Annotated in this window: 17 protein-coding genes; 8 read left to right on the top strand and 9 right to left on the bottom strand. The window is 43.7% G+C overall.

Annotated features, from left to right (window positions below):
- Positions 1-10: 10 nt before the first annotated feature.
- Positions 11-397: a response regulator gene (locus M1L62_RS07700; protein ID WP_254412450.1), complete on the bottom strand. Its 387-nt coding sequence runs from the start codon at positions 395-397 to the stop codon at positions 11-13.
- Between the two features lie 198 nt (positions 398-595).
- Here M1L62_RS07700 and M1L62_RS07695 point away from each other — a divergent pair, with 198 nt between their 5' ends.
- On the top strand, positions 596-2206 hold the full coding sequence (locus tag M1L62_RS07695) for a family 43 glycosylhydrolase (protein WP_254412449.1): 1611 nt from the start codon (positions 596-598) through the stop codon (positions 2204-2206).
- 80 nt (positions 2207-2286) lie between these two features.
- Here the strand turns inward: M1L62_RS07695 and M1L62_RS07690 are convergent, their stop codons facing one another.
- Complete coding sequence (locus M1L62_RS07690; RefSeq protein ID WP_254412729.1) at positions 2287-2949, bottom strand: 3-keto-disaccharide hydrolase; 663 nt, start codon at positions 2947-2949, stop codon at positions 2287-2289.
- Positions 2950-3070: 121 nt separating this feature from the next.
- A complete protein-coding gene (locus M1L62_RS07685; RefSeq protein ID WP_254412448.1) occupies positions 3071-5239 on the bottom strand; it encodes an outer membrane protein assembly factor BamB family protein in 2169 nt (722 codons plus the stop codon).
- Positions 5240-5512: 273 nt separating this feature from the next.
- Between M1L62_RS07685 and M1L62_RS07680 the strand changes: the two genes are divergently transcribed.
- The 3 genes from M1L62_RS07680 (at position 5513) to M1L62_RS07670 (ending at position 8171) form a co-directional block, all read left to right on the top strand.
- Positions 5513-6352, top strand: coding sequence for a proline iminopeptidase-family hydrolase (locus M1L62_RS07680; protein WP_310589965.1), 840 nt, complete (start codon positions 5513-5515; stop codon positions 6350-6352).
- 124 nt (positions 6353-6476) lie between these two features.
- A complete protein-coding gene (locus tag M1L62_RS07675) occupies positions 6477-6974 on the top strand; it encodes a hypothetical protein (RefSeq protein WP_254412446.1) in 498 nt (165 codons plus the stop codon).
- A 183-nt stretch (positions 6975-7157) separates the two neighbouring features.
- Positions 7158-8171: a hypothetical protein gene (locus M1L62_RS07670; RefSeq protein WP_254412445.1), complete on the top strand. Its 1014-nt coding sequence runs from the start codon at positions 7158-7160 to the stop codon at positions 8169-8171.
- Positions 8172-8188: 17 nt separating this feature from the next.
- Here M1L62_RS07670 and M1L62_RS07665 read toward each other — a convergent pair whose 3' ends face one another.
- The 4 genes from M1L62_RS07665 to M1L62_RS07650 form a co-directional block, all read right to left on the bottom strand.
- Positions 8189-10570 (bottom strand): ABC transporter permease, encoded by a 2382-nt coding sequence (locus M1L62_RS07665; protein WP_254412444.1) that lies wholly within the window; start codon positions 10568-10570, stop codon positions 8189-8191.
- A 140-nt stretch (positions 10571-10710) separates the two neighbouring features.
- The gene (locus M1L62_RS07660) at positions 10711-11397 is read right to left on the bottom strand and encodes a hypothetical protein (RefSeq protein WP_254412443.1); all 687 of its coding nucleotides are present in this window, start codon (positions 11395-11397) and stop codon (positions 10711-10713) included.
- A 143-nt stretch (positions 11398-11540) separates the two neighbouring features.
- Entirely contained in the window at positions 11541-13694 is a 2154-nt protein-coding gene (locus tag M1L62_RS07655) for a T9SS type A sorting domain-containing protein (RefSeq protein ID WP_254412442.1), read from the bottom strand.
- Positions 13695-13927: 233 nt separating this feature from the next.
- Positions 13928-14599, bottom strand: coding sequence for a TetR/AcrR family transcriptional regulator (locus M1L62_RS07650; RefSeq protein WP_254412441.1), 672 nt, complete (start codon positions 14597-14599; stop codon positions 13928-13930).
- A 138-nt stretch (positions 14600-14737) separates the two neighbouring features.
- Here M1L62_RS07650 and M1L62_RS07645 point away from each other — a divergent pair, with 138 nt between their 5' ends.
- From M1L62_RS07645 to M1L62_RS07635, 3 genes are read left to right on the top strand one after another with little or no spacing between them, the layout of a single operon-like run.
- Complete coding sequence (locus M1L62_RS07645) at positions 14738-16402, top strand: ATP-binding cassette domain-containing protein (RefSeq protein WP_254412440.1); 1665 nt, start codon at positions 14738-14740, stop codon at positions 16400-16402.
- Between the two features lies 1 nt (position 16403).
- A complete protein-coding gene (locus M1L62_RS07640) occupies positions 16404-17744 on the top strand; it encodes an HlyD family secretion protein (RefSeq protein WP_254412439.1) in 1341 nt (446 codons plus the stop codon).
- The gene (locus tag M1L62_RS07635; RefSeq protein WP_254412438.1) at positions 17741-19177 is read left to right on the top strand and encodes a TolC family protein; all 1437 of its coding nucleotides are present in this window, start codon (positions 17741-17743) and stop codon (positions 19175-19177) included. Before M1L62_RS07640 ends, M1L62_RS07635 begins: the two co-directional genes overlap by 4 nt.
- A gap of 152 nt (positions 19178-19329) precedes the next feature.
- On the opposite strand, the gene M1L62_RS07630 is transcribed toward M1L62_RS07635, so the two are convergent.
- Positions 19330-22155, bottom strand: a complete 2826-nt coding sequence (locus M1L62_RS07630; RefSeq protein ID WP_254412437.1) for a PAS domain-containing sensor histidine kinase — start codon at positions 22153-22155, stop codon at positions 19330-19332.
- 291 nt (positions 22156-22446) lie between these two features.
- Entirely contained in the window at positions 22447-22875 is a 429-nt protein-coding gene (locus M1L62_RS07625; RefSeq protein WP_254412436.1) for a GNAT family N-acetyltransferase, read from the bottom strand.
- 218 nt (positions 22876-23093) lie between these two features.
- Between M1L62_RS07625 and M1L62_RS07620 the strand changes: the two genes are divergently transcribed.
- Positions 23094-23879, top strand: a complete 786-nt coding sequence (locus M1L62_RS07620) for a mechanosensitive ion channel family protein (RefSeq protein WP_254412435.1) — start codon at positions 23094-23096, stop codon at positions 23877-23879.
- Positions 23880-23945: the final 66 nt, after the last annotated feature.

Here is a 23945-nt window from a genome sequence, read left to right as displayed (position 1 = left end):
ATGGACCCGTTCATGACAAATCGAGGTAGGACTTAATGACATTTTTGAGCTCTTCAAAGTTATCGGGTTTGGTAATAAAGTCGTAAGCACCAAGGTCTTTCGTTTCCTGTACCGTTCTGGCGCTGGCGGAAGTAGAGAAAATAATCACGGGAATGTTTTTCAGAGCTTCATCCTTTTTTATCTCTGTCAAAAACTGCTGCCCGTTCATAAACGGCATATTAAGGTCGAGAAAAATAAGGTCGGGCGTCAGGCTTTTTGACGACAACTTATGCAGCGCTTCACTGGCCTTATCCATTGCCAGGTATTGAACGGCATTGGATACATCATTTAAAGCAGCCAGAAAAATTTCCTGATCATCTTCGTCGTCGTCGATTAGTAAAATGTTGCGATAGCGCATCGGGGGCAACAAATGGATTAATTTATAATTTACGTTAAAGATATTGCAAGTCGTTTGATCAAGCAAAAATGGCTTTTTTTGAGTTACGAAACCTGCCTTTTCTTTATCACGAAGTGTAAATAATGTATCAAATAATATAAGATCAGCTACAAAGCGGCTCACTACATTTGAGTCTGTTTACGAAAGTTGATCTATACTATGAATACTGGAAGTTTAGGGAAGTGGAAGTCTTTTTTGGTTGTCACGGCATATCTGATGTTTTGTGTAAAAGACATTTCCGCTCAGTCGCGAAAAAAGGCGGAAAAGTTGTCCGGTTTGGGCAAAGGCCAGGCGTCTGTCCTGACCAACTTTGATAAAAGCGGTAACCAAATAACCCGTTTTGACGCATTGGGAAACGCTATTGACGCCCATGACGGAGAAATTGCCTATTTCGACGGAACCTATTATCTGTATGGAACCAGTTATGACTGCGGATTTGCCTGGCAAAACAAGAAAGCGCCCTTTTGCGGTTTTAAAACCTATTCTTCAAAAGATATGGTCCATTGGACGGACAGAGGTTTTTTGTTTGACGCACAAACGCCTGTCTGGCAAACGCGTTGTAATGGCAATACCTATGGTTGTTTCCGCCCGCATGTGATCTTTAATCCCAAGACGAACCTGTATGTTTTGTGGATCAACGTTTACGACAATAGGGTAGGATTCAGGGTTTTTACAAGCAAAACACCAGTCGGCCCGTTTACTGAGGTGGCTGAGCCAACACTGGCTGTTAACAGTGATTCGCCGGTTGCGGGTTTGAATAACGGAGACCATGACACTTTTATAGACGATGATGGCATCGCTTACATTGCCTACACCGACTGGCGGACGAAGGGCACCATCGTGATTGAGAAATTAAATGCTGATTATCTTTCGGGCACGGGGGAGCATGTAAAAACTGTGACGGCAGGTAAAACGGAGGCGCCGGGTTTATTCAAACGCAAGGGAATTTATTACGTTACCTACTCTGACCCGAACTGTGGTTATTGTTCGGGTACAGGAACTTCTTATAAAACAGCCGCTTCGCCACTTGGCCCATGGTCTGAAGGGATTAAAATCAGTGATAAATCATGCGGTGGTCAGCCTTCTTTTGTCTCGACGATCAAGCTGAATGCAGACACCATTTTTCTGTACGGCAGTGATTTGTGGAACAACGCAGCCCGAAATGAAGCACTGGCCAATTACTATTGGGCACCGCTCGTGTTCAATGAAGATGGCAGCATTAAACCAATGATCTGCAAAGATACGGTGCTCGTCACGCTGGATCACGGCGGGAAGGAGCGCAAGACAGCGGCGGTTAAAGACCTTGATAACAGTGTAGGTGTCAATGGGTTTATTACAAAATGTGATATTGCAAAAAACATGGAGAGATCTCAATCGTTTACTGCTAAGCGTTCGGGAAATTTATCCAAAGTAACTTTCACAACTTTTAAAAACGGGAACATGGATGATGGGCTGCAAATTGAGATCTATCAGACAGACCAATCGCAGAACCCGACCGGAAAGGCTTTGCATAGCACCGGATTTAGTGCGGATTCCATAGGCTGGGCTCCCAAAAATCTGGTTGTGTTACCCAATATCAAAGTGGAAGCTGGTAAACAGTATGCGATCGTCGTAAAATCGGGAACGACAACAGGATGTTATGGTCTGCAATACAATGACGCTGCGATTTTTAAAGGCGGATCGGCCTCCGTGCGTGTCAATGAAGGGAATGCCTTTACCCTTGAAAACAACCGAACGCTTAAATTTGAAACGTTTATAAAAAAGAATTAAAACAAGCCCCGCATGCACCGCACTGATTTCCTGCAAGGAATAACGGATAGGTACATGTGGGCTAAAAAGTTCTTGCCGGATTAATTCAGCTCTTTGATACGGATATTGCGAAACCAGACTTTTTCCTTCACGTTATGGTTTTGTAAAGCAATTTTACCCTTTGCGTGAGCCGTTGCATAGGGCCATTCTGCAAATTTACTTTTTTCAAGTTTGGCTTTCCAGTCATCGCTTCCGTACTGGTATTCGACAATTTTCCTGCCATTAAGATAATGCTGGATCCGGTTGTTATTGACAACAATACGTCCTTTGTTCCATTCCCCGGGCGGTTTCACAGCTGCAAGATCCGTGGGCGCATCCATGTCATAATTTGCCCCGGAGAGCTGGCTGTCCTTTAATTGCAGGATTTTGCCATCGGCACTTTTCCATACATAACCTTTGTCATCGATGATCTGATATTCGGGACCGGAAAAAACGGTGCGTTTGATCTCAGGTTTCTCCACAACTTTATACAATACGCCGCTATTGCTGCCCGGAGGTATTTTGAAATCGAATTCGAGGTCAAAGTTTTCATATTCTTTGTCTGTGACCAGATCTCCGCCTGTTCCGTCGGGTGTGAGTGAACCGTCTTCGATCAGCCAGCCAACGGCTGCATCTTTGGAATAACTATGCCAGCCGCTGATGGTTTTTCCATCGAAAAGCGTTACCCATTTACCTTTTTTCAGATCAAAGGGAATACCAACCATTGAGATCAGGAAAGTGGAAAAAATGATCATACACGTTTGCGTGAAAACTTGTCTGCCGTTTGGGGATATTTTTTTCATAGTATTAATTTTGATATAGTTAAGAGGATGTTGTACGCAGCTATTATGGCAATTTAAAAGCCATGATAAATCCGGAGGGATTTTCCTTATTTCCTCCGACCGATAACGCAACGAATTGTTTTCCGCCCACCATGTATGTGCAAGCGGTGGCATTGGCTACACCAGGAAGTTCAGTTTGCCAGAGGAGTTTTCCTGTCTTTTTGTCGAAGGCTCTTAACTTTTTATCGTTCGTACCGCTTATAAAAACCAGACCACCGGCCGTCACAATCGGGCCAGCGGAACCTTCCTGTCCCGTTTCAGGGGCATTTTTCTCCTGGCGTTTTTCATCATTTCCCAATGGGATCTGCCATTCGTATTCACCCGTGGAAAGATTAACGGCATTCAGCGTTCCCCAGGGAGGACGTAATGCAGGATTCCCTTCGGGATCACGGAAATGGCCGTAAGCGGTCAGGTTGAGATATTTATCGGCACCGGCTTTGGTTTGCCCCGTTTCAAGTTTGGTTGCTTTCAGCGAGTTTTGTTCCCGCTCGTACAAAAATGCAATAATCCCTTTTTCTTTCCCTTTTACCACACTCGCAAACGCCGGCATTTTACCACCGCCTTTTTTGATCTTATCCAGAGCCGCTTCGCGTGTCATCCTGTTTTTCAGGCCGATCAGCGAGGGATAGTTGGGTTCGTCTCCGTTTTTGTCCTTGCCATGGCAACTGACACAATAAGTCATGTAAATGCTTTTGCCCTGCTGAAAAACGGTCTGGTTTTTAGCCTCCAATTCGGGATCAACTTTTTTCATCGATTCTATTTCCGGAGAATCATTCGACTTAATGAAAAGCACGGTGCTGGACGGATCATAGGCGGCGCCACCCCATTCTGCACCGCCACGGGAGCCGGGCAGCATGAGTGTACCTTTCAAATCGGGTGGAGTGAAAAGTCCTTCATAACGAAGAGACCTGAATTTTTTAACAATTGAATCACGACCGGCAGGTGTATAACTGGTCAGGTCCTGCTCGGTCATCAATTGACGGGCGAATGGTTTTGGCTTCAAAGGAAAAGGCTGCGTTGGCCAGGATTCCTCACCGGGAATGGTTGAAACGGGTACCTTACGCTCCTCGATGGGGTACAAAGGTTTTCCGGTAACACGGTCAAAAACGAAGATAAAACCGTGTTTGGTGATCTGTGCCACCGCGTCGATAGCCTTTCCATCCCTTTGAATGGTGACCAGATTGGGTGGGGCAGGCAAATCATAATCCCATAAGTCATGGTGCACGATCTGATAATGCCAGATGTATTTTCCGGTGGCTGCTTCGAGTGCTACCACGCTGTTTCCGTAAAGGTTGCTGCCAATTCTGTCGGCTCCGTAATAGTCATAAGAAGGCGATCCAAGTGCAAGAAAAACAATGCCGCGTTTCAGATCGAGGCTCATACCCGACCAGTCATTTACGCCGCCTGCGTACTTATACGCTTCTTTTGGCCAGGTTTCATAACCCGGCTCTCCCGGTTTTGGAATGGTATGAAAAGTCCATTCAAGTTTCCCCGTTTTGCAGTTGTATGCCCTGATGTATCCGGGCTGCGCACCGTATAACTCCGAAACTTCGGCACCCATAATGAGCAGGTTTTTGAAAACAATACCAGGAGAAGTAGGAATGACAGAAATTGTTTCAGGATCGTCGCGCAGCCCGACGTTCATGCTCACGCTGCCGTTTTTTCCAAAACCGGGAATCGGTTTGCCGGATTTGGTATCTAGCGCAAAGAGTTTATCGCCGCCCGTTACCAGAATTCTTTTGTCGTCGCCCTCTTCCCAATAGGTAAGCCCTCTGCTTACGCCGCCTCCTTCGGCTCCGTCGAAAGGATCGAATGACCAGATTTGCTCGCCGGTTTGAGCGTTAACCGCGTACACCCAGTGTTTGGCAGAAGTGGCGTACATGATGCCGTCTACAATAATCGGGTTGCATTCGCTGCTGCCGGGACGGGCGCCTTCTTTCATATCTTTCAGAGCAAAAGTCCACGCTGGCTTAAGTTGGGTGACGTTGGAGATGTTGATCTGATCCAGTTTGGAATAACTTGTACTTTCAGCGTCGGCTTTGTAGATACTCCACGTACGTTCATCGCCGTTCTGCGTCTGATAAGCAACCAGGAGGAAAAAAGCCGAAATGAAGAACAGATAAACTACATTTTTGCTGACAATCAGGTGATAACATTTTTTTCGAAAGGTCATGTGGAATGAAGAGGTTCGGTTTCTGATTTAAGATGTTATTGTAAATCAAAAAGAATAGAAAACGGCTGTTTTACTATAACGGTTGCCAGTCCTGGTCCTTAAATTTTTCGATCAGCTCAAACTTTTATTATCTTTCACAATCCTGATTCTGAATTAATAACCTGCGATACGTTTATGAAATCAATTCTTCTGTTTACAATCCTTCTCTTTATTTTTGGAAACAATAATTCGGTGAGACCGGGAGAAGGTTTTGTTCAGGTATAAGGCGGGCGTATATGGTATAAGGTTGTGGGTTCCGGTAAGGGTGTTCCATTGCTGCTGATCCATGGCGGTCCGGGTAGCAGAAGCTGCGAGGGTATCCCGTCATATGCCACTTTGGGTGGCGACAGGCCGGTGATTTTTTATGATCAGCTTGGTTCCGGTCACTCAGACAGGCCAACGGATACCACACTTTGGCAGCTTCCCCGGTTTGTTGATGAAATTACAGTGTTGAGAAAAGAGCTGAACCTTACAGAAATCCATATCCTGGGCAGCTCCTGGGGTGGGACCGTTGCGGTAGAATACATGCTGACGCAGAAACCGAAAGGCGTAAAATCGGTGATTTTTGCAGGGCCCTTGCTCAGTACCTCGCGCTGGATGCGGGATGCAAAAATTCTTCTCTCACAACTTTCCCAACCTGTTCAGGATACAATTCAAAAATATGAATCCCTGAAAATGTATGACCATAAGGCCTACATTGCAGCCACAGATTCGTTTAACATACAATATTTGAGCAGGAAACCGGGTGTAAGAATTCCTGTCCCGGATTGTGAAAGCTCGGGAAAGTTTAACGCAGAGTTGTATCGTTACATGTGGGGGCCGACGGAGTTTAACGCAACCGGCACATTGAAATCCTTTGAAAGAACCGACCGTCTGCGAGAGATCAAAGAACCGGTGCTGTTTATTACGGGCCGTTTCGATGAAGCCCGACCTGAGACAATTTATGAATTCCAAAAAGAAATACCCGGTTCAAAGGTAGAAATCATTGAGAATTCGGGACACAACAAAGTGAGGGATAACCCGGTTGCGTATCTGGCGGCGATTCGGAGGTTTTTAAATGAAGCAGAGCGGTAGGCAGAGGCTGTGGATTGTCACCCATTTTTTGCCGTTGCGAATTTGATGTAACCTCTTATCAATAAATAGGTTCCGGGTGATCTGATTATTTTAATATTTGCCTGTCCCATTAAACAAATAATCTGTGACAGGAACGCAAAAGAAATCAGCCATATCCACCGCCATAATTGTGCTCAGTTCCTGCTATTTCATTTATAGTTTCCCGAACGAGGACCACTTTTGGCCCGTTGTGGCTATGATGATCATGATCGTGGCCAGCTTTGTTTTGTATCAGACATTTTTCAGATATTTTCCGGATAATGGTTGGGGAATACTGACTTTTTTCTTTGGGCGACTACTTTTCGCCGGCGTGTTAATTGCCGCGAATGCCTGGATATGTAATAATCTCAGAGAGAAATGGATAGAGGAGGATGGGGTAAGAACGTATGCCATCGCGGGACGTATTTCCAGCGACTATCGTAAAGGAAGGTATGAGTTTTACAGGCATTATCACTACCGGGTCAATGGACGGATGGTTGAAAAAAGGATGCCTTTTAACAAACAATTAAGAACGGGAGATACGCTTTATTTAAAATATTCGGCCAGTCATCCGTTTGTCGTTGAAATGGATGTTGTTAAATAAATTGCTGGCATTGAATTGTTTAGGGTTTCTTTTTTTGCCGGGGTAGGTTAACTTCCGTTCCTGGAATAATCGTATTTTATGTTTTACGGCTTGGTGGCGATTTAATCGTTTGTGACCAATTGCAAATTGCCCGTCTACAATTTGAGAAATGTAAATACATACTATGCGTAATTCAGTTATTTGATGAAGAATTTTAAATCCCTCACCCTTATTTTTTTGATTATTCTTACGCTTTCATGCAAAGACAAGAGCGATGACATTGCTCCCGGAGATTCGACAGAAGCTTGTTTAACGAAATCGTCTGAACGCTACTCAGATGGAAAGTTAGCTTACAGATCTTTCATTGAATATGATAAATTCTTCAATGTGTCTTATGTAAAGGACGAGTACTATGGTATTTCATCAGATCCGTCTATCCAGGAAAGAGTATTTGAAAATATATATGACTCAAAAAATTTGTTGGTTAAGTCAATATCCAGAGTAGGCGATGAAATTTATATGGAAACTTCCTATGAATATCACGCAAACTTGAAATTGAAAAGTAGAACAATGACCGCTCCGGGAAATAGCTATTTGAAAATTCAGGAATTCGATGACAAAGGGAGAATGACAAGATTTTACGACGGTGATGCCGGATGGGAGTTCTTGACAAGTTATGACGAAAGAGGGAATGTATTAACAACACGCACTATGCTGAAAAACGAGTTTCGGGGCGTCGAAAAAAATGTATATAATAAGGATTTTCAAATTATCAGTTCAACCTATACTTATTCTGATAACTCAACAAGTGTCACGAAATATTACTATGATGCGGAAAAGAGGCTTGTTGAAATGGTTGATGGGCAGGTTACCAAATATTACTATAACATGAAAGGTTTGCTGGTGAATGAGAAGGTATATCAGGGAACTAAACTAGTTGACGAAGTCAGGTCGGAGTACGATGAATTGGGGAAGCTGATTAAGAAAATATCGTTAAGTAATCTGAACGTTTTTTACGTAAGTGACGAATACGAATATTATAGCAATGGAAAATTGCGAAGAAAGTCTAGTTACGCGATCAAAAGCGGTTCCGAATCTCAAAGGTACAAATACTATGAGTACAGCCTTGACGAGAGCGGTAATGAGCTTGAAAGCAATTCGTATCGAGAGAATGGAACGCAGGAACAAAGGTATATTTACACCTATCAATGTAAATAGTGCGATGGTTTGCTGGATTATTCAACCTTCAAACTATCCACCGGGTTCATCAGCGCTGCACGGATACTTTGAAAACTGATGGTTGCAAACGCAATGCAAACAGACAATAGGGCTGAGGCCGGAAAAATCCACCAATTGATGTCGGTTTGATAGGCGAAGTTTTGCAGCCATTGGTGCATGCCATACCAGGCCAGTGGGGAGGCGATAAAGAATGACAGGAGCACAAGTTTTAAAAAGTCCTTCGATAAAAGCGTTACAATATTAGCCGTTGATGCACCCAGGACTTTCCGGACGCCGATTTCTCTGGTGCGCTGGATGGTGCTGTAAGAGGCGAGCCCGAGTAACCCCAGGCAGGAAATGAAAATAGCCAGTATGGAAAAGTTGAAAAACAGTTTTTCAAAACGTTCCTCACTCCGGTACTGGCGGTCGAAAAATTCATCGACAAAATAATAGTTGAACGAGCGGTTTGGCATCAGCGATTTCCATTTGCTTTCGATGGCTGTCAACGTGTTTTTGATATTGTTACCATCTATTTTTACTGATATCATACGAGCTTCGACGGGATCGATCCGCATGGTTAACGGCCTGATTTTTTCGTGTAGAGAAGTGAAATGGAAGTCCTTGATTACACCAATGATTTTGCCTTCCCGGCCCCATTGTTTGAATTTGCGACCAATGGCCTGCTGCGGATTGGTATATCCCAACAACTTGGAAGCTGCTTCATTGATGACCATGGCCTGGGTGGTATCGGTTGAAAAGGATTTGGAAAAACTTCTGCCGGCTACCAATTTGATTTTATACAAAGGAATGTAATCGAAATCAACGAGGTATAGTCCCAGGTGACCCACCTGTAAATCGCCATGGCTGTTTTCTATTTCCGAATAGGCTCCGTCAAAAGAACCGCCGGGTGTACTGGATGCTGCGGCAGTGGCCTGAACACCCGTGAGTTCATGCAGCGATTGTCTGAATGCCTGCTGATTTGCATCCCCCTCTGCATTGATGACCAGCATCTGATCCTTGCTGAAACCAAGATCCCTGCTGCGCATGAATGTCATTTGGGAGTAAACAATGAGTGTTGCGATAATCAGGATAATGGATATGGAAAACTGGACGGTAACGAGCCCTTTTCTTAATAAAATACCTTTCAGACTACTCGTGAATCGACCTTTTAAAACCTTAACCGGTTCAAAAGATGACAAGACGATCGCGGGATAAATACCCGCCAGAAACCCAATCAGAATGGCTGAAATAAACAATACGGCGATGTATGAAGGATTTTCCAGCATACCGTGACTGATTGTTTTTCCTGACAAGTTATTGAACCAGGGGATCAGCACGGCGGAAAGGAAAACGGCCAGGACAAAAGCGGCGAGACTGACCAGAACGGATTCGCTGAGGAATTGCCTGGCCAGCAGCATTTTTCCGGCACCAAAGGACTTTCGAATCCCTACTTCCTTCGCTCTTTCGGCAGAGCGTGCTGTCGAGAGATTGATAAAGTTGATACATGCAATCAGCAAAATAAATACGGCGATGGCAGAGAATATGTAGATGTTTTTTGCACTTCCTTTTTCATGGTCGCCGCGGGGCGAGTGCAGATATATCCGGCTTAATGATTCAAGCGACAAAATGTAAAGGACATTGGATTCTTTAAACAGTTTGCCGGCGTGATTTTGCATAAAAGCCGGCAGTTTAGCCTGGAGGTTTCCGGCGGAGGTCCCGGGTTTTAGCAGCAGATAAGAAACGGCACCAAAGTCGCCCCAGTTTTCATCGAGGTCCTTGTTAAGTCGCTGTGTAAAGGTTGACATCGACACAAACAAATCCGCCTTAATGTGGGAATTGGCCGGGATATCTTTCATCACTCCAGTGACTGTCGCCGCCAGATCGCTGCCGGATAAAACCAATATTTGTCCGATGGGATCAACATCTCCAAAGTATTTTTTTGCAGTTTTTTCGGTCAGTACGATACTGAGCTGCCCTTTTAAAACAGTGGCAGGATTGCCTTTGATCAGTTTAAAATCAAAAACATTGAACAGGGATGAATCGGCAAAAAAAGCTCTTTCTTCTTTAAACAGAACATTGCCTTTGCGGATCTTGAAATTGGCTGCATTAATTCTGGTAAATGCTTCCACTTCCGGGAAATCATCTTTTAATTTCGGCGCAGTCGACCAGGTGCTTACATCAACCTCCAGTGTTTCAGACGGTGTTTTGATATCCGTTACCAGCCGGTAGATCCTATCCGCTTTTGAATGGAAGTTATCATAACTCAGCTCAAAATGGACATACAGCGCAATAAGAAAACAGGCCGACATACCGACGGCCAGTCCCAGGACATTGATCAATGAAAAAACTTTGTGTTTCCAAAGACTCCGCAATGCAATTTTAAGATGGTTTTTAATCATGACCTGAATGTATTACGGGTGGTTTTGAACGGACACTTTTTTCTCGTTTTAAAGAAAAGTAGCTATTGATCAAAATATATCTGCCTGACTGTGTTAATATTAAAACGGCCAGGCAGATATTATTTTACAGCGAGAAGTTGCTAATTATTTCTGTAATGAATGATATTGATTTTAACCAGCTTGCCGTCTTTGAAATTTAAATGAATCAGATCCATCAGTTTATCACCTGGTATGTGGGTGAAATACCACTGCGGCGATTGCGCGAGAATAGGATCGTACTTTAAAGACATGTCTTTGGTGAAAAGAGAAATACGCTCGAATTTATTTGCGTAAGCGCTCAGCTTGTTGATTTTTAGTAGTTTGGCATATAGGAAGACCACGTCGTCTCCGGTTCTTATGGATGTAGCAGCGTCTCCAAAACCAGGCCATTGGGAAAGCTGCCGGCCGCTATTCAGAAATATCTTCGAAACTTTGTTGTTTTCAAACGAAATCTGCACGCCGGAATCGGTGCCTTTTTGCTCGTCAAGAAAAATGGATTGGTATAACGGAATCCGTTCCTGAAGTTGACCCAAGCCCGAAAATATGTTGTTAACCACATTGATGTATCTGACGTTTTTAGTATCACGCAACTGTTCAAGGGTTTTATAAATTTCATACGCATTTCCGCCGATTTCTATACCGAGGTGACTACCTGACATTAGGCTGTCTTTCCCGATAATCTGTGAGCTGAAACAATCACAAACGATTGGCGGGACTTCGGTTTCTTCCTTGATACAACTGCTGGCCAGAACAGATAAAAACAGGATTGCAATAAAATTACTTTTCATGGGCTATTCGTATGGGTTGGTTTATGGAAGAACAATAAATACTTATATTCTCATGACACAACTTTCAATTCCATGGTTGTAACCGAAAGAAAAAAGACTGTCTCATGGATTTGAAACAGTCTTTTTCAAAAAAGTAGATATTCTTATTTCGCAACAATCACTTTGGAGTTTCTGGTGCTGCCGTTTTTATTCGTAATCACCACGATGTAGCTTCCGTTGGGAATATTTGTAACATCAATTTCACTATTCGTGAGCTTAGAGATACTCAGGACAAGCTGTCCGCTGGCGTTGTGAAATTTTACATTTTGAACGTCACTCCAATCCGAAATGCCGGTTATATCCAGTTTTACCATATTGCTGGCTGGATTAGGATACAGAAGCATTGCCGCTAATTTAGCAGCGTGGAAACTTTCCATCCGGCTATAAGCAAAAGTTCCGTCCAGATCCATCATTTTCAGTCGGTAATACAACGTGTTTTTTCCAAATGACAGAATTTCGGCGTCAGAAAAACGATAGGTATTCGCTGTGCTTGGATAGATATTTTCTCCAATTTTTGCCCAGTTACGGGCATCGGCGCTTTTCTCAATTTCGAAATGACTGAAATTGGTTTCCTGTGATGTCGTCCATTGCAGCAATGCCCGATTTTCCTGCTGACTAACTTCAAATGATATCAGTTTTACCGGCAGTGGAGTTATGTCCGTCAGTGCAATAAAGCCGCTGAAACCTGCTACATCGAATGAAACCTCCCACCGCTGCATTGTCGTGTTCCAAATGATATTCGCATCGTCGGGATTTATAGCCAGTTTTGTGCCGGTATAAGTTGAAGGTAACCCGGAACCATCACTGCTCGTTCCCGATAATTTACCAATTCGAAGATTCGCTTTCCTTGCCGCTATGTTCGTGGGATTATCCGTGGATAAAGGAAGTTTTACTGCACTCAGGGCATTGAAATCGCTAAAATCCTGATTTGTAAAATAGAGTGTTATTGTTGCAGTGGCTGCCTGAACGTTATTGGCCGGCGTTATCTGGTAATGTCTCGCGACATAAGGTGCGCCGCTATAATCCGGAACGCCGCTTTCGATCCATACCTTCGCTGTGACGCTACCGTTCAAGCGGTTGGGTTCACCATTTATGGCATTCGGTACAATGCCGGCAATTAGCTTGCAGTTGTTAGTCAGTGTTGCAGGGCCGCTGACAGTCAGTGTTCGTTCGGTGGTTGAGGAAGCCAACTCAGTTTCGGCGAGCGACTTTACCGTAACGCTGAAATTTTGGGTGCCCTTAATATCTGCAGCGTCCGCCGCCGTGATGGTGATCGTTGTTGTTCCGGTTTGTCCTGCGACCGGGGTGACGGTCAATGTACGGTTCGAGCCGCTGCCGCTAAATACAAGATTGGCATCCGGTATCAAAGTTGTATTTCCACTCTTCGCTGTCAGGCCAACCGTCGCCACAGTTTCGTCGGTAACGGTTAAGGCAATCGCACCAATGGCAGTTCCAAGACAGGTGGTTTGGTTGGTGACTGTTGATATGGCGGGTGGGTTGTTTGGCCCGGATACTTTAATGCTGTTTAATGCGATGTAGGAATCTGCGCCATTGGCCTGGTAAATTCTGACTTCGTCAACATTACTAAATGCGCCCGGTAATTTTAAAGCCGGTGTCCCCGAAGTTTGCGACAGCGGCAGGTAAACAGTCGTTGTATTTCCGGTGAAACTTAGGCTGCCTCTGGATAAGCCTCCTTCAAAAGCTTCTATTTTAAAGCTTTTTCCGGTCTGGTCTCCCCAGTCCAAAAAACCTATTGATGCCAATGAAAAGTTAGCGCCATTGGCTGATTTAATCGACCAGCCATAAAAAATGCGGTTATTGCCGATGGTTATCAATGCCGGATAACCATCCCAGCCGCTGTCACCGTTATGAAATTCCAGTGGGTCATCGGTTAACTTGGTTCCGGCACTGTTGGTGATCGGGATGGTTTGGATGTCGATGTCAGAAATAGCTTCTGAGCTACCCTCGCCGTCTGTTGCGATATTATCACCAAAACCAGTATTGCTGGAAAAAGTAATCGTAGGTGACGTCGATAATAAACTCGCGCTTACCCTGAACGAACTTTCATTTTTGTTTTGTGAAAAGCCTTTTTCCTGAGCGAGGAGGGTTATAAGAATAACCAGAAGGTATCTGTGCCCAGCAAGTATTTTTCGACAGAAACTGTGATTTGGAATATTCCTGCTAACGGAAATTTGACGGAATGTTTGGATACAAGGAGTTTTCGATTGACATTTTGATGTCTGGTAGAAATTTGTCATGCAGTTGAGATTGAGTAGGGAAAAAAGTAGGCAGGTAGAAAATGGCTGACGTTTTTAAAGTAGCAAATAATTGCTTCATAAGATAGCTATAATTTTCTATTTTTTATAAAAATTGGACTATGAATTTGATTTGCCTGTTAGTTGGCAAAAGGCATTATCTGCTTGTAAGTATTTGATTTGTAGTTGTATGGGTTTCTGAATGCAAAGCTTGGGAGGCTTGCAATAAAATTTAATCAACCCAAAACCCTAAAGAGTAGATTTTCCAGGAAAACAGCTGTGAATTCTTTATGGTTTTCTGACGTGATGTCGGTCAGTTTTGGTAAGTAACTGCTAAAAAATTGCTGATAGTGGGCTGTTTCGATCAGTGTACTGCTAAGTGATCGGGGGTAGGAATAATCCGGATTGTACGCCGAGATAACACCGGCTATCTTCGAGCACAGATCCTTGTAAGGTTTAAAAACCTCATCCTTATTGATTTCTTTCACCTCCTTAACAAAATATACCTTGCTGCTCTCTGAGATAACGATCTGGTTGAGATATTTTTTGTTGTAATCCAGACGGCCCGCACTTTCAGGTAAATCGTGCGTAAGTAGTTCAATGATCGTCTTCAGTTTGACATGATTGTCAGTCACATTTTGCAGGCGAAACATCACCAGAAATTCCATATAACTCCAATACCAGTTTAGGATGTAAAGCAGCAGCCTGTGTTTGTTTTCAAAATACCGGTACACAGTGGCTTCGGTGGTACCCACCTCTACCGCCAGTTTCTTAAATGTAAAGTGTTCAAAACCGAGCTCGAAAATCAAATCGATAGCACTTTTAACGATGTGCCTGCCCACTTCACTGCTTTCCGGGTTGCGCAGAAATATCTTTTGATTTACCTGAAAGGTTACTTGGAATTCCATATTTAAAAATTTGATTGCAAAGTAGCAAAAAACCCACTGGTAATAGTATATGTTATCTTAAAATTATTTTTACTTTATTTTATGATAGTAATACTATTATTATAGAGAGCATTATTATATTTGTCAAAATTTATAAGCATGGAAAAAATAAGCCCATTACAAAGACTATGGAATCTGATCCGGCTCGAAAAGAGTGAAGTCGCCTCGATCTATTTTTATGCCGGATTAAGCGGTTTGATACAGTTGAGCCTGCCAGTCGGCATTCAGGCGATCATTGGCTTTGTGTTGGGTGCAGCTATGGTCACCTCGATCTACGTGCTGATATTTCTGGTAGTTGCCGGTGTGGCTGCGGTGGGTTTGTTGCAGATCAATCAGATGAAAGTGATTGAAAGGATACAACAGAAAATATTTACACGGAATGCCTTTGAATTTGCGGATATCATCCCGCGATTTGATCTGGTCAAAACGGATAGTTATTACTTGCCTGAAAAAGTAAATCGCTTTTTCGATACACTGAATGTTCAGAAAGGGTTATCGAAGCTATTGTTGGATGTGCCGATCGCGACAATCCAGATTGTGTTAGGATTGCTTTTGCTGGGGCTTTATCATCCGTTTTTTATCGTCTTTGGTATAGTACTTCTCCTTATTTTGTGGCTCATCTTTACTTTTACAGGAAAAAGCGGATTGGACTCCAGTTTGAGAGAAAGTGTATTTAAATACAAAGTGGCAGGGTGGCTCCAGGACATGGCGAGAGTGATTAACACTTTCAAAATAGCACATGGAAATCATTTGAACCTGCAAAAGACAGATACCTTCGTAAGCGGTTATCTGGATTCGCGCAGCTCACATTTTAAAGTACTTTTATTTCAATATAAGACGCTGGTATTTGTCAAGGTTGCGATAACAACCGCGATGTTGACCGTGGGCACATATCTGTTGCTCAACCAGCAACTGAATATAGGTGAATTTATTGCTGCTGAAATTGTGATCCTGACGGTGATCAACGCAGTCGAAAAACTGATCGTCAACCTTGACAGTGCTTATGATGTGGTTACGGGTCTGGAAAAGCTGGCGACGGTAACCGAAAATATGACTGAACGGGATGGGAAATTTAAGCTGGCGAACCCGGAAAAAGGAATAGATCTTGAATTGATAGATTTCTCTTTTGCATTTCCGGGGGGTAAAATAATTCTTGAAAACACCAGCCTGCATATCCCGTCAGGAAGCAGGGTTTGTATCAGAGCGCAGCGAGGATCCGGAAAGTCGACACTACTGAAAATACTGGGCGGCTTCTATCACGAATATTCCGGCTCTATACTTGTCAATAACATTCCATTGACCAGCTACGAATCACAGTCACTGCGTGAAAATTTTGGTGTATTTTTCTCACAGAAGGAAGTTTTCAATGGTTCGATCCTGGAAAATATAACGATGGATCGGAAGGGTATTACACCTGAAACAATAAATCAGCTGGCTGAAAAAACCGGGCTTTTACACGATCTCAAAATGCCAGTGCATGGATTGGAAACCAGTATAACTTCAAACGGGAAAAATGTAAGGGGAACTGTGCTGCGGAGTATCATGCTGTTAAGAGCATTGCTGAATGAACCTTCTCTGTTACTGTTGGAAGAACCGTGGGCCGGATTTGAAGAACCTGTAAAGGAAAAAATTATAAGCTATCTGATAAACAGGCCTCCACACGTGACGGTAATCGTTGTGACCCAGGATGAAGCCTTTGCTTCCAGATGTGACTATATCATCTCCCTGAACTCAGGTTTTGCCACCATTCAAAAAAATAACTGACATGGAACACCCCCAATATGAAATCCCACTGAAATCGCTGGAACAAATTTACAGTAGCGGAGAGCATCTAAAAGTGCGTATCTGGTTTGTAGGATTTATGCTGTTTCTGGTAGCAGTTATGTTTCTGCCGTGGACGCAAAATATCAAGGCAAAAGGTAATATTACGACCTTGTATCAGGAGCAGCGCCCGCAGGAAATTCACTCACCTATACCTGGCAGGATCGCCCGGTGGTCGGTGAAGGAAGGCGATTTCGTAAAGAAAGGAGATACGTTATTACAGATATCTGAGATCAAGGAAGACTACCTGGATCCCAACCTGATTGACCGTACAAAACAGCAGGTGGAAGCAAAAAAAGGTACAATTCAGTATTACAAACAAAAAGCAGGAACATCCGACTTTCAGATTCAGGCGCTGAATATGTCGAAAAAACTGAAAATTGACCAGCTCAATAATAAATTGAAACAACTTGACAACAAGTTGACCGGTGAAAGGGCTGAGCTTGATGCAGTGACCAACGAGTTTGAACTGGCGAAAAACCAATACGAACGCCAGCAGAAAATGTTTGAAGAGGGGCTCGTCTCCCAAACCCAGTTACAACAGCGCAACCTGGCATTTCAAAATGCTCTTGCGAAGCGTGTGATGGTCGATAATAAACTGGCCCAAACTCAGCAGGAGGTAATCAATACTCGGATTGAGCAGAACAGTGTAGAGCAAGAATATGCTGAAAAAGTTAGTAAGGCGTCAGGAGACCGATTCCAGAGCATGAGTAACATTGCAAGCGGAGAGGGTGAGGTGGCCAAACTGGAAAATCAGGTGACCAATTACACGATCAGAAATAACATGTATGTAATTCTGGCGCCACAGGACGGCCAGGTGGTGCAGGCCAAGAAGGCGGGGATAGGAGAAATACTCAAAGACGGAGAGCGCGTTGCGATCATCGTGCCCACCCGGGTACATTATGCGGTTGAAATGTTTGTCCGTCCGGTAGACCTTCCCCTGATAAGCATTGGCCAGAAAGTCCGGTTCATGTTTGACGGGTTTCCGGCTATTGTGTTCAGTGGGTGGCCCGAAAATAGCTACGGAACTTTCGGAGGTAAAATACTTTCCTATGAAAATACGATTAGCCCCAATGGAATGTTCAGGGTGTTGGTTGAGGAAGACAACACGGATAAAAGCTGGCCTGCGCAATTAAAGCTCGGGACGGGGGCGCAGGGCATTGCCCTACTGAAAGATGTTCCGGTTTGGTATGAGTTATGGCGGAACATCAACGGTTTTCCACCGGATTACTACAACTTGAAAGAAGAACAATCAAAAACAAGCGACAAAACCAAAAACAAATGATGTTCTCTTTTTGCATCCGAGTTAGCGTAGCCAGTATTTTATTCTATGTTTTGTCTGTTTGCGAAATATTCGGACAGACCAGCGATACGGTAAAAACACTGAATGCGGAGCAAGTACTCCAAATTGTAAGAAAATACCACCCCGTGGTAAAGCAAACGGATATTCACATTGATAAATCCCGGGCAGATCTGCTTGTTGCACGCGGTGGATTTGATCCGGTGGTGGGTGCTTACGTGGCAAAAAAAACTTTCGACGGTACAAATTATTACAAACAGACATCGCCTGAATTGTCCATTCCGACTTGGTTCGGCGTGGAAATCCATACCGGGCTGGAAAATTTGACGGGGAATAGAACAGACCCTACCTTGACAAAGGGGCAGTCCAGCTATGTCGGGGTGACGGTGCCATTGGCAAAAAATCTGCTCATGGATAAGCGTAGGGCATTTTTAAAACAAGCACGAATCTTTAATACGATGGCTGTGGCGGAGCAGCGGGCTATTGTGAACGACCTCCTGATGGATGGAATGGACGCATACTGGCTTTGGGTAAGGGCTTATCAGACCTACAAAATTGTGGGCGATAATGTGGAAATTAATCAAAGAAGATTGGAGCTCGTAAAGAAATCGTTTGTAAACGGCGAACGGCCGGCGATTGACACGGTAGAAGCCTTGACACAGCTTCAAAGTTTTCGGTTCAGACAAAATGAAAAGCGGGTCGAATTTCAAAATGCCGGTTTACGGCTTTCTGCGTATTTGTGGCGCGACAACGATGAGCCCTATCTATTACCTGAGGCAGTCATCCCGCAGAGCGAATGGGAAAATGAGATGGTCATTCAGAATTTTCAAACGGACCTGAACGGGTTGCTGGGTATTGCGGCTGCTTCACATCCCGAATTACAGCTTTATGATTTCAAACTGGATGCCCTGCAAATTGATCGGAAGTTGAAATTTCAGTCGCTTTTACCCAAAGCAGATTTTACCTACAATCATTTGAGTAAAGGTTATAATGTAATCAGTAATGAGTTTTCGGGTCTCTTTTTTAATAACAATTATCGCTACGGGTTCAAATTTGAGCTACCGCTGCGCTTATCCGAGGGCCGCGGCGAATACCGAAAAGCCAGACTTAAGATAGAAGAAACCAGTCTGGATCTTAGTCAGAAGAAGTTGGCAATACAGATCAAAATAAAAAGCTATCATAACGAATTTACTGCTTTGCAAACACAGCTTGCTATTCAGAATGCCAATTTTCTGAGCTACCAACAACTTGTCAGGGCGGAAGAAATCCGCTTTTTGAATGGAGAAAGCTCACTTTTTCTGATTAATACCCGCGAAAGTAAAGCACTGGAGGCGCAGGAAAAACTGGTTGAAATAAAAACAAAACTTTACAAAACTATCTACGCTTTGCAATGGAGTGCCGGGATATTGGTTTTATAGTGCCATTGGGTCCCGGTAATGTATCGGACCAATTTTGAAGGTACTTTTTTAGCTGGATGTATTCTTTTACGTCAATATGTCACTAGTCTAAGCCCGAAATACAACCATCGTTTCCATCTGTTTTGCCATTGTCAGGAAACGACTGAAAACTTCTACACAGGGAAGTACACACTAAACACAGCGCCATGGCCGGGATTACTGGTTGCGGTGATAGCTCCGCCATGGTTATTGGCGACTTTCTCGCAAATCGCGAGACCGATGCCCGTGCCTGCATATTCTGTTTTTCCGTGTAGCCGCTGGAAAATCTGAAAAATACGATTCGTGTATTTATCATCAAATCCGATACCATTGTCCCGGACATCAATGCGGTGATAGGTAGGAGCAAAACGGGCCGGTTTTATTGTATTGGGGAGATCCGCCGAATTTACGATTTCTGCATTTATTTCAATAAACGGCGCCTGATTGGGCAGATGAAATTTCAGCGCATTGCTGATCAGGTTTTGATATAATTGTCCCAGCTGTAAAGGGTCGCCTTCGATGACAGGCAATTGCCCGACGGAAATAACTGCCTTGGTTTCCTGTATTGCAAAATCGAGATCCGTTAATACAGACTTTACAACTTGATTAAGTTCAACCTGCTCGGTGATATCCTTTTGCGTAGAAACCCTCGAAAACGCTAGCAAGTCTTCAATCAGTGCCGACATTCTTCGGGATGCGCTCTGCATTCTTTCAAGATAATCTGCGCCTGCGCCCAGTTCGGCTGCATAACGTTTCTTTAGCAAATCGCCGAACGATTGAATTTTGCGTAGTGGCTCCTGCAAGTCGTGCGAAGCGATGTAGGCAAATTGCTGAAGGTTTTCGTTGGACCGCATCAAAAGCTCGTTGGACTTGGCCAGCTCTTCATTGGTAGCCGAGTATTCTTCGTTGATTGCTGCGAGTTCTTCATTGGTGGTTGCCAGTTCTTCCGTACGTTCCTGCACAAGCTGTTCCAGCGCAAGTTGCACCTTGCGTTGCTCAGTCACATCCTGTACGGTTCCGCTAATTTTAACCGGTTCCCCGTTTTTGTTAAAATAAGTTTTACCCTGAGCATGTAAAATACGCTCCCGGTCAGCACTGTTTACATCCACATTGTATTCAATATCATAAATTCCATCGGTTCCCGGAGTGGTTGCGTGGGTGATGGCAGCCTTAATGCGTGGATGGTCAGACTTATTAATCGCCGCATATCCTCTTTCAATGGTAATGATTTCGTCCGCTCCGATGCCAAACCATTCTCTTAAACGGGGAGAATAATCGAGAATACCCGTCGTCAGGTCAATATGCCAGGTTCCCAGATTGGCCAGCTCAACGGCGCCGCGTAAAGTTATTTCCGCTTCCTGGATTTTTTGCCGGGATAAAACCTGCTGTGTCACATCCGTTGCTACCACCAGAATGCCGGAAATGTTGCCATCTTTTTCAACCTGAGGCTGGTACGTCAGGTTTACGTATATCGTTTCAGGACCATTCTCTCTGGTGATATTTACCGGTGCTTCTGTTGAAAAATATGGCTTCCCGGTATTGATGGTGTTCGCCATAAGCTGATCAAAACCCTGGCCTTCCAGTTCAGGAAGTGCTTCCAGTAAAGTTTTTCCGATCAACTGTTCAGGCGCCCGGCCCACCATTTGTCCATAAAACGGATTGGCCATGGTAAAAACCAGGTCATCTTTATTTAATATCGCAATACCGATAGGAGACTGTTCAAACAAGGCGAGCAGTTGCATCTGACTTTCCTTCACACGTTGATCGGCCCGAACACTTTCCGTTACATCAATAGCGATATCAAGAATGGCATAAACTTCCCCGTTGGAATCCAGCAAAGGCGTGTAGGTAATGTTATAGAAATTGTGAGTCATCACACCATGCTGGACAATATCCACCTGCGAACCAAAACTTTGAAACATTTTTCCCGAAGTGAAAACATCGTCCAGAATTTGCAGATAAGCCTGATTTTCCAGTTCGGGCATTACCTCCCTGAGGGGCTTGCCTATGATATCTGATCCTTTACCGACAATATCAATGAAAGCCTGGTTGGGCATTTCAACAACCAAGTCGCGGCCTACGAACAGGCCGATCGCGGCTGGCGCCGTTGCAATGACAGACCTTAACTTGGCCTCGCTTGCTTCAAGCGCCCTTTTTGCCAATACTTTTTCAGTTACGTCCACAGCGGTGTCCATTACCCCGTAAACTTCCCCCTGGGCATTGCGCAGTGCTTTATAGGTAAAATCGAAATAATAACCGGAGAGTACCCCGTTAACTTCCAGGTCGACGAGCGCTTCCCTGGCGGTGTACGCTTCTCCCGTTGTGAATACGCTGTCAAGGATAGCGGGAAATTCTTGTCCGCGCAATTCGGGTACGGCTTCGATCAGAGGTTTTCCAAAAACTGATTTATCCTTTCCCCAATAACCAATCATGGTATCGTTGGCTACTTCAATCTTCATTTCCCTGCCTACGAAAAGGCAGGTAGCTATGGGTGCTTCTTCGATCAGACTGCGAAACCGTTCTTCGTTGATGAATATCTGCTGACGTGAAAGGACATTTTTAGTGATGTTTAAAGCAATTCCTGAGATCTTGTAAATGAAACCTTCATCATTGAGATGAGCCTGACCCTTGCAATTAATCCAGCGGGGCGATCCGTTCACATCATCAACAGCCCGGAATTCGATATCAAATTCCCCGTCTGAATTTTTACCCAGTACCTTCTTTGCTTCTTCCTTAGTTATCTCCCTTTGCACCGGATGAACACGGTTTAAAACGTTTTCCAGGGAAGTGATATCATCAAACGGGTAGTTGAAAATGGATCTGAACCGCTTGCACAAACGAAATTCACTGCTTCCCAGATCATACTCCCAGGTGCCCACATTAGCGGCATCCAGTGCAGATTCCAGTCTGTTTATTTCAGTGATATTATCGGGGTTAAATGGTTTCGTAGAGTGGGTCATATAACTTGTGTACTTTATGTGTGTAAAAGCTCCTGATTTATGCGAAAACGTAAGTGTCTAAAAGGCAAATTTTGAGTGACTGACGTTTTTTAATTTATTATATAAAAATTGTACCTGTTGACCGCATACGCAGATTTACAAACAGGGATAAGGCACCAACCTGATAAACATAGGGCAAATCAGAAGAAATGTTCAAAATGCGAACAGTTTACCAATAGTGAGTCGCAAATTCTACACAAATCACATCCACAGGAGATTTAATGATAAGGCCTTTTACCGTTTTAATTGAAGTTATTCGTTGAAAGTAAGGAGATAATAAGGGCCGTCAATAGAATCACCTTCCGATTCAGTTTTCCACCCCATCGTTTGATAAAAACATAATGCTGTTTCATTTGCTTTCAGGCATTTGAGTGTGGCGGGGCGCCCGGTTTGTTCCAGGCATTTTTTTAAAAGTGCTTTTCCTATTCCTTTTCCCGTAAAATCGGGATGGATAAATAGTGAATGAATAAAATAATCGGGTTGCCACCAAGCGATGAAACCTACCGGAATACCTTCATTTAAAGCCACAAGCACTTTTTCTCCTTCAATCGCACGATCAAAATCTTTTAGTTTGAAGGTTTTTGTGCCTACCCACGGAAAGGCCAGTTTTCGGGATTCCAGGAAAACTTCCCTAAGCCTGGCTGTGTGTTTTGGCGTGTAGTCTGAAATAGTCCACAGCATAATTTAAAGAGAGGTTAAAAAAGTGTTAATCCTGGTTTTTGCAAAAGCGATAAACACCGGGAAAGGCATGAAACCTATTTTTTGCAAGATTTTCAATTTACACAGTGGATAAAGAAAATCGTTAAAAAAAGTGATAAATATTATCGTACGGCAGGTTTTTCTGGTATGAAAATTACAGTCATCAGGGTATGAGGTAATAATTAAAAAATTTCAGCGTGATGAAAACAGATCAATTTTATAACAAGGCTTATAGTTGGATACTCGATAAAGGACCGTCATTTTTACTTGGAATCGCCATTCTTTTCGTGGGTTTCTGGTTGATTAAAATGTTGTCGAAATGGATGTCGGTGCGTTTGCATAAAAAAGAAGTTGACCCTTCTTTAACTCCATTTCTGTTAAGTTTGACCATTACCGTTTTGCGTGTTTTGCTGATCGTTGCAGCCATGCAGGTGATCGGAATTCAGATGACGGTATTTGCAGCTTTGATCGGTGCGATCGGGGTTGCCGCAGGGCTGGCACTTTCCGGAACACTACAAAATTTTGCAAGCGGCGTTCTTATCCTCATGTTGAAGCCGTTTAAAGTAGGCGACAATATCCTCGCGCAGGGGCAGGAGGGAACGGTGACGGCCATCAAGATTTTTTATACAGTTGTTACGACATTCGATAACCGCACTGTGGTCATTCCGAATAGCAAACTTTCCAATGAGATGATTATCAACGTCAGCAGTTCGGGGAAAAGAAGACTGGATATAGAAATGAAATTCAGCAACGGTATTGATTTTACAGCGGTTAAAGACCTGATCAACAAAGTGCTGGAAGGAACGCAGAACATTCTGGTTACACCAGAAAAAAGAATTGGGGTGTCTTCCATTGAATCCGATGGTTATAAAGTTATGCTGAATGTGTGGATCAACGCGCATGGATTCATCGATACGAAAATGGCGATCCAGCAGAAATTAATGGAGAATTTAAAAACTTCTGGTTTGAAATTGCCGGGTTTGTAAGAGTCGTAGTTCAAAATGATTTATCGTTGCAGACGAACCCGGGTTAGATTCCGGGTTTTCGTTTAT

The sequence above is a fragment of the Dyadobacter diqingensis genome (genome assembly GCF_024220585.1).
Classification (GTDB): domain Bacteria; phylum Bacteroidota; class Bacteroidia; order Cytophagales; family Spirosomataceae; genus Dyadobacter; species Dyadobacter diqingensis.
Note: the sequence above shows the minus strand (reverse complement) of the source record. Positions and strands in the feature narration are given on the sequence as shown.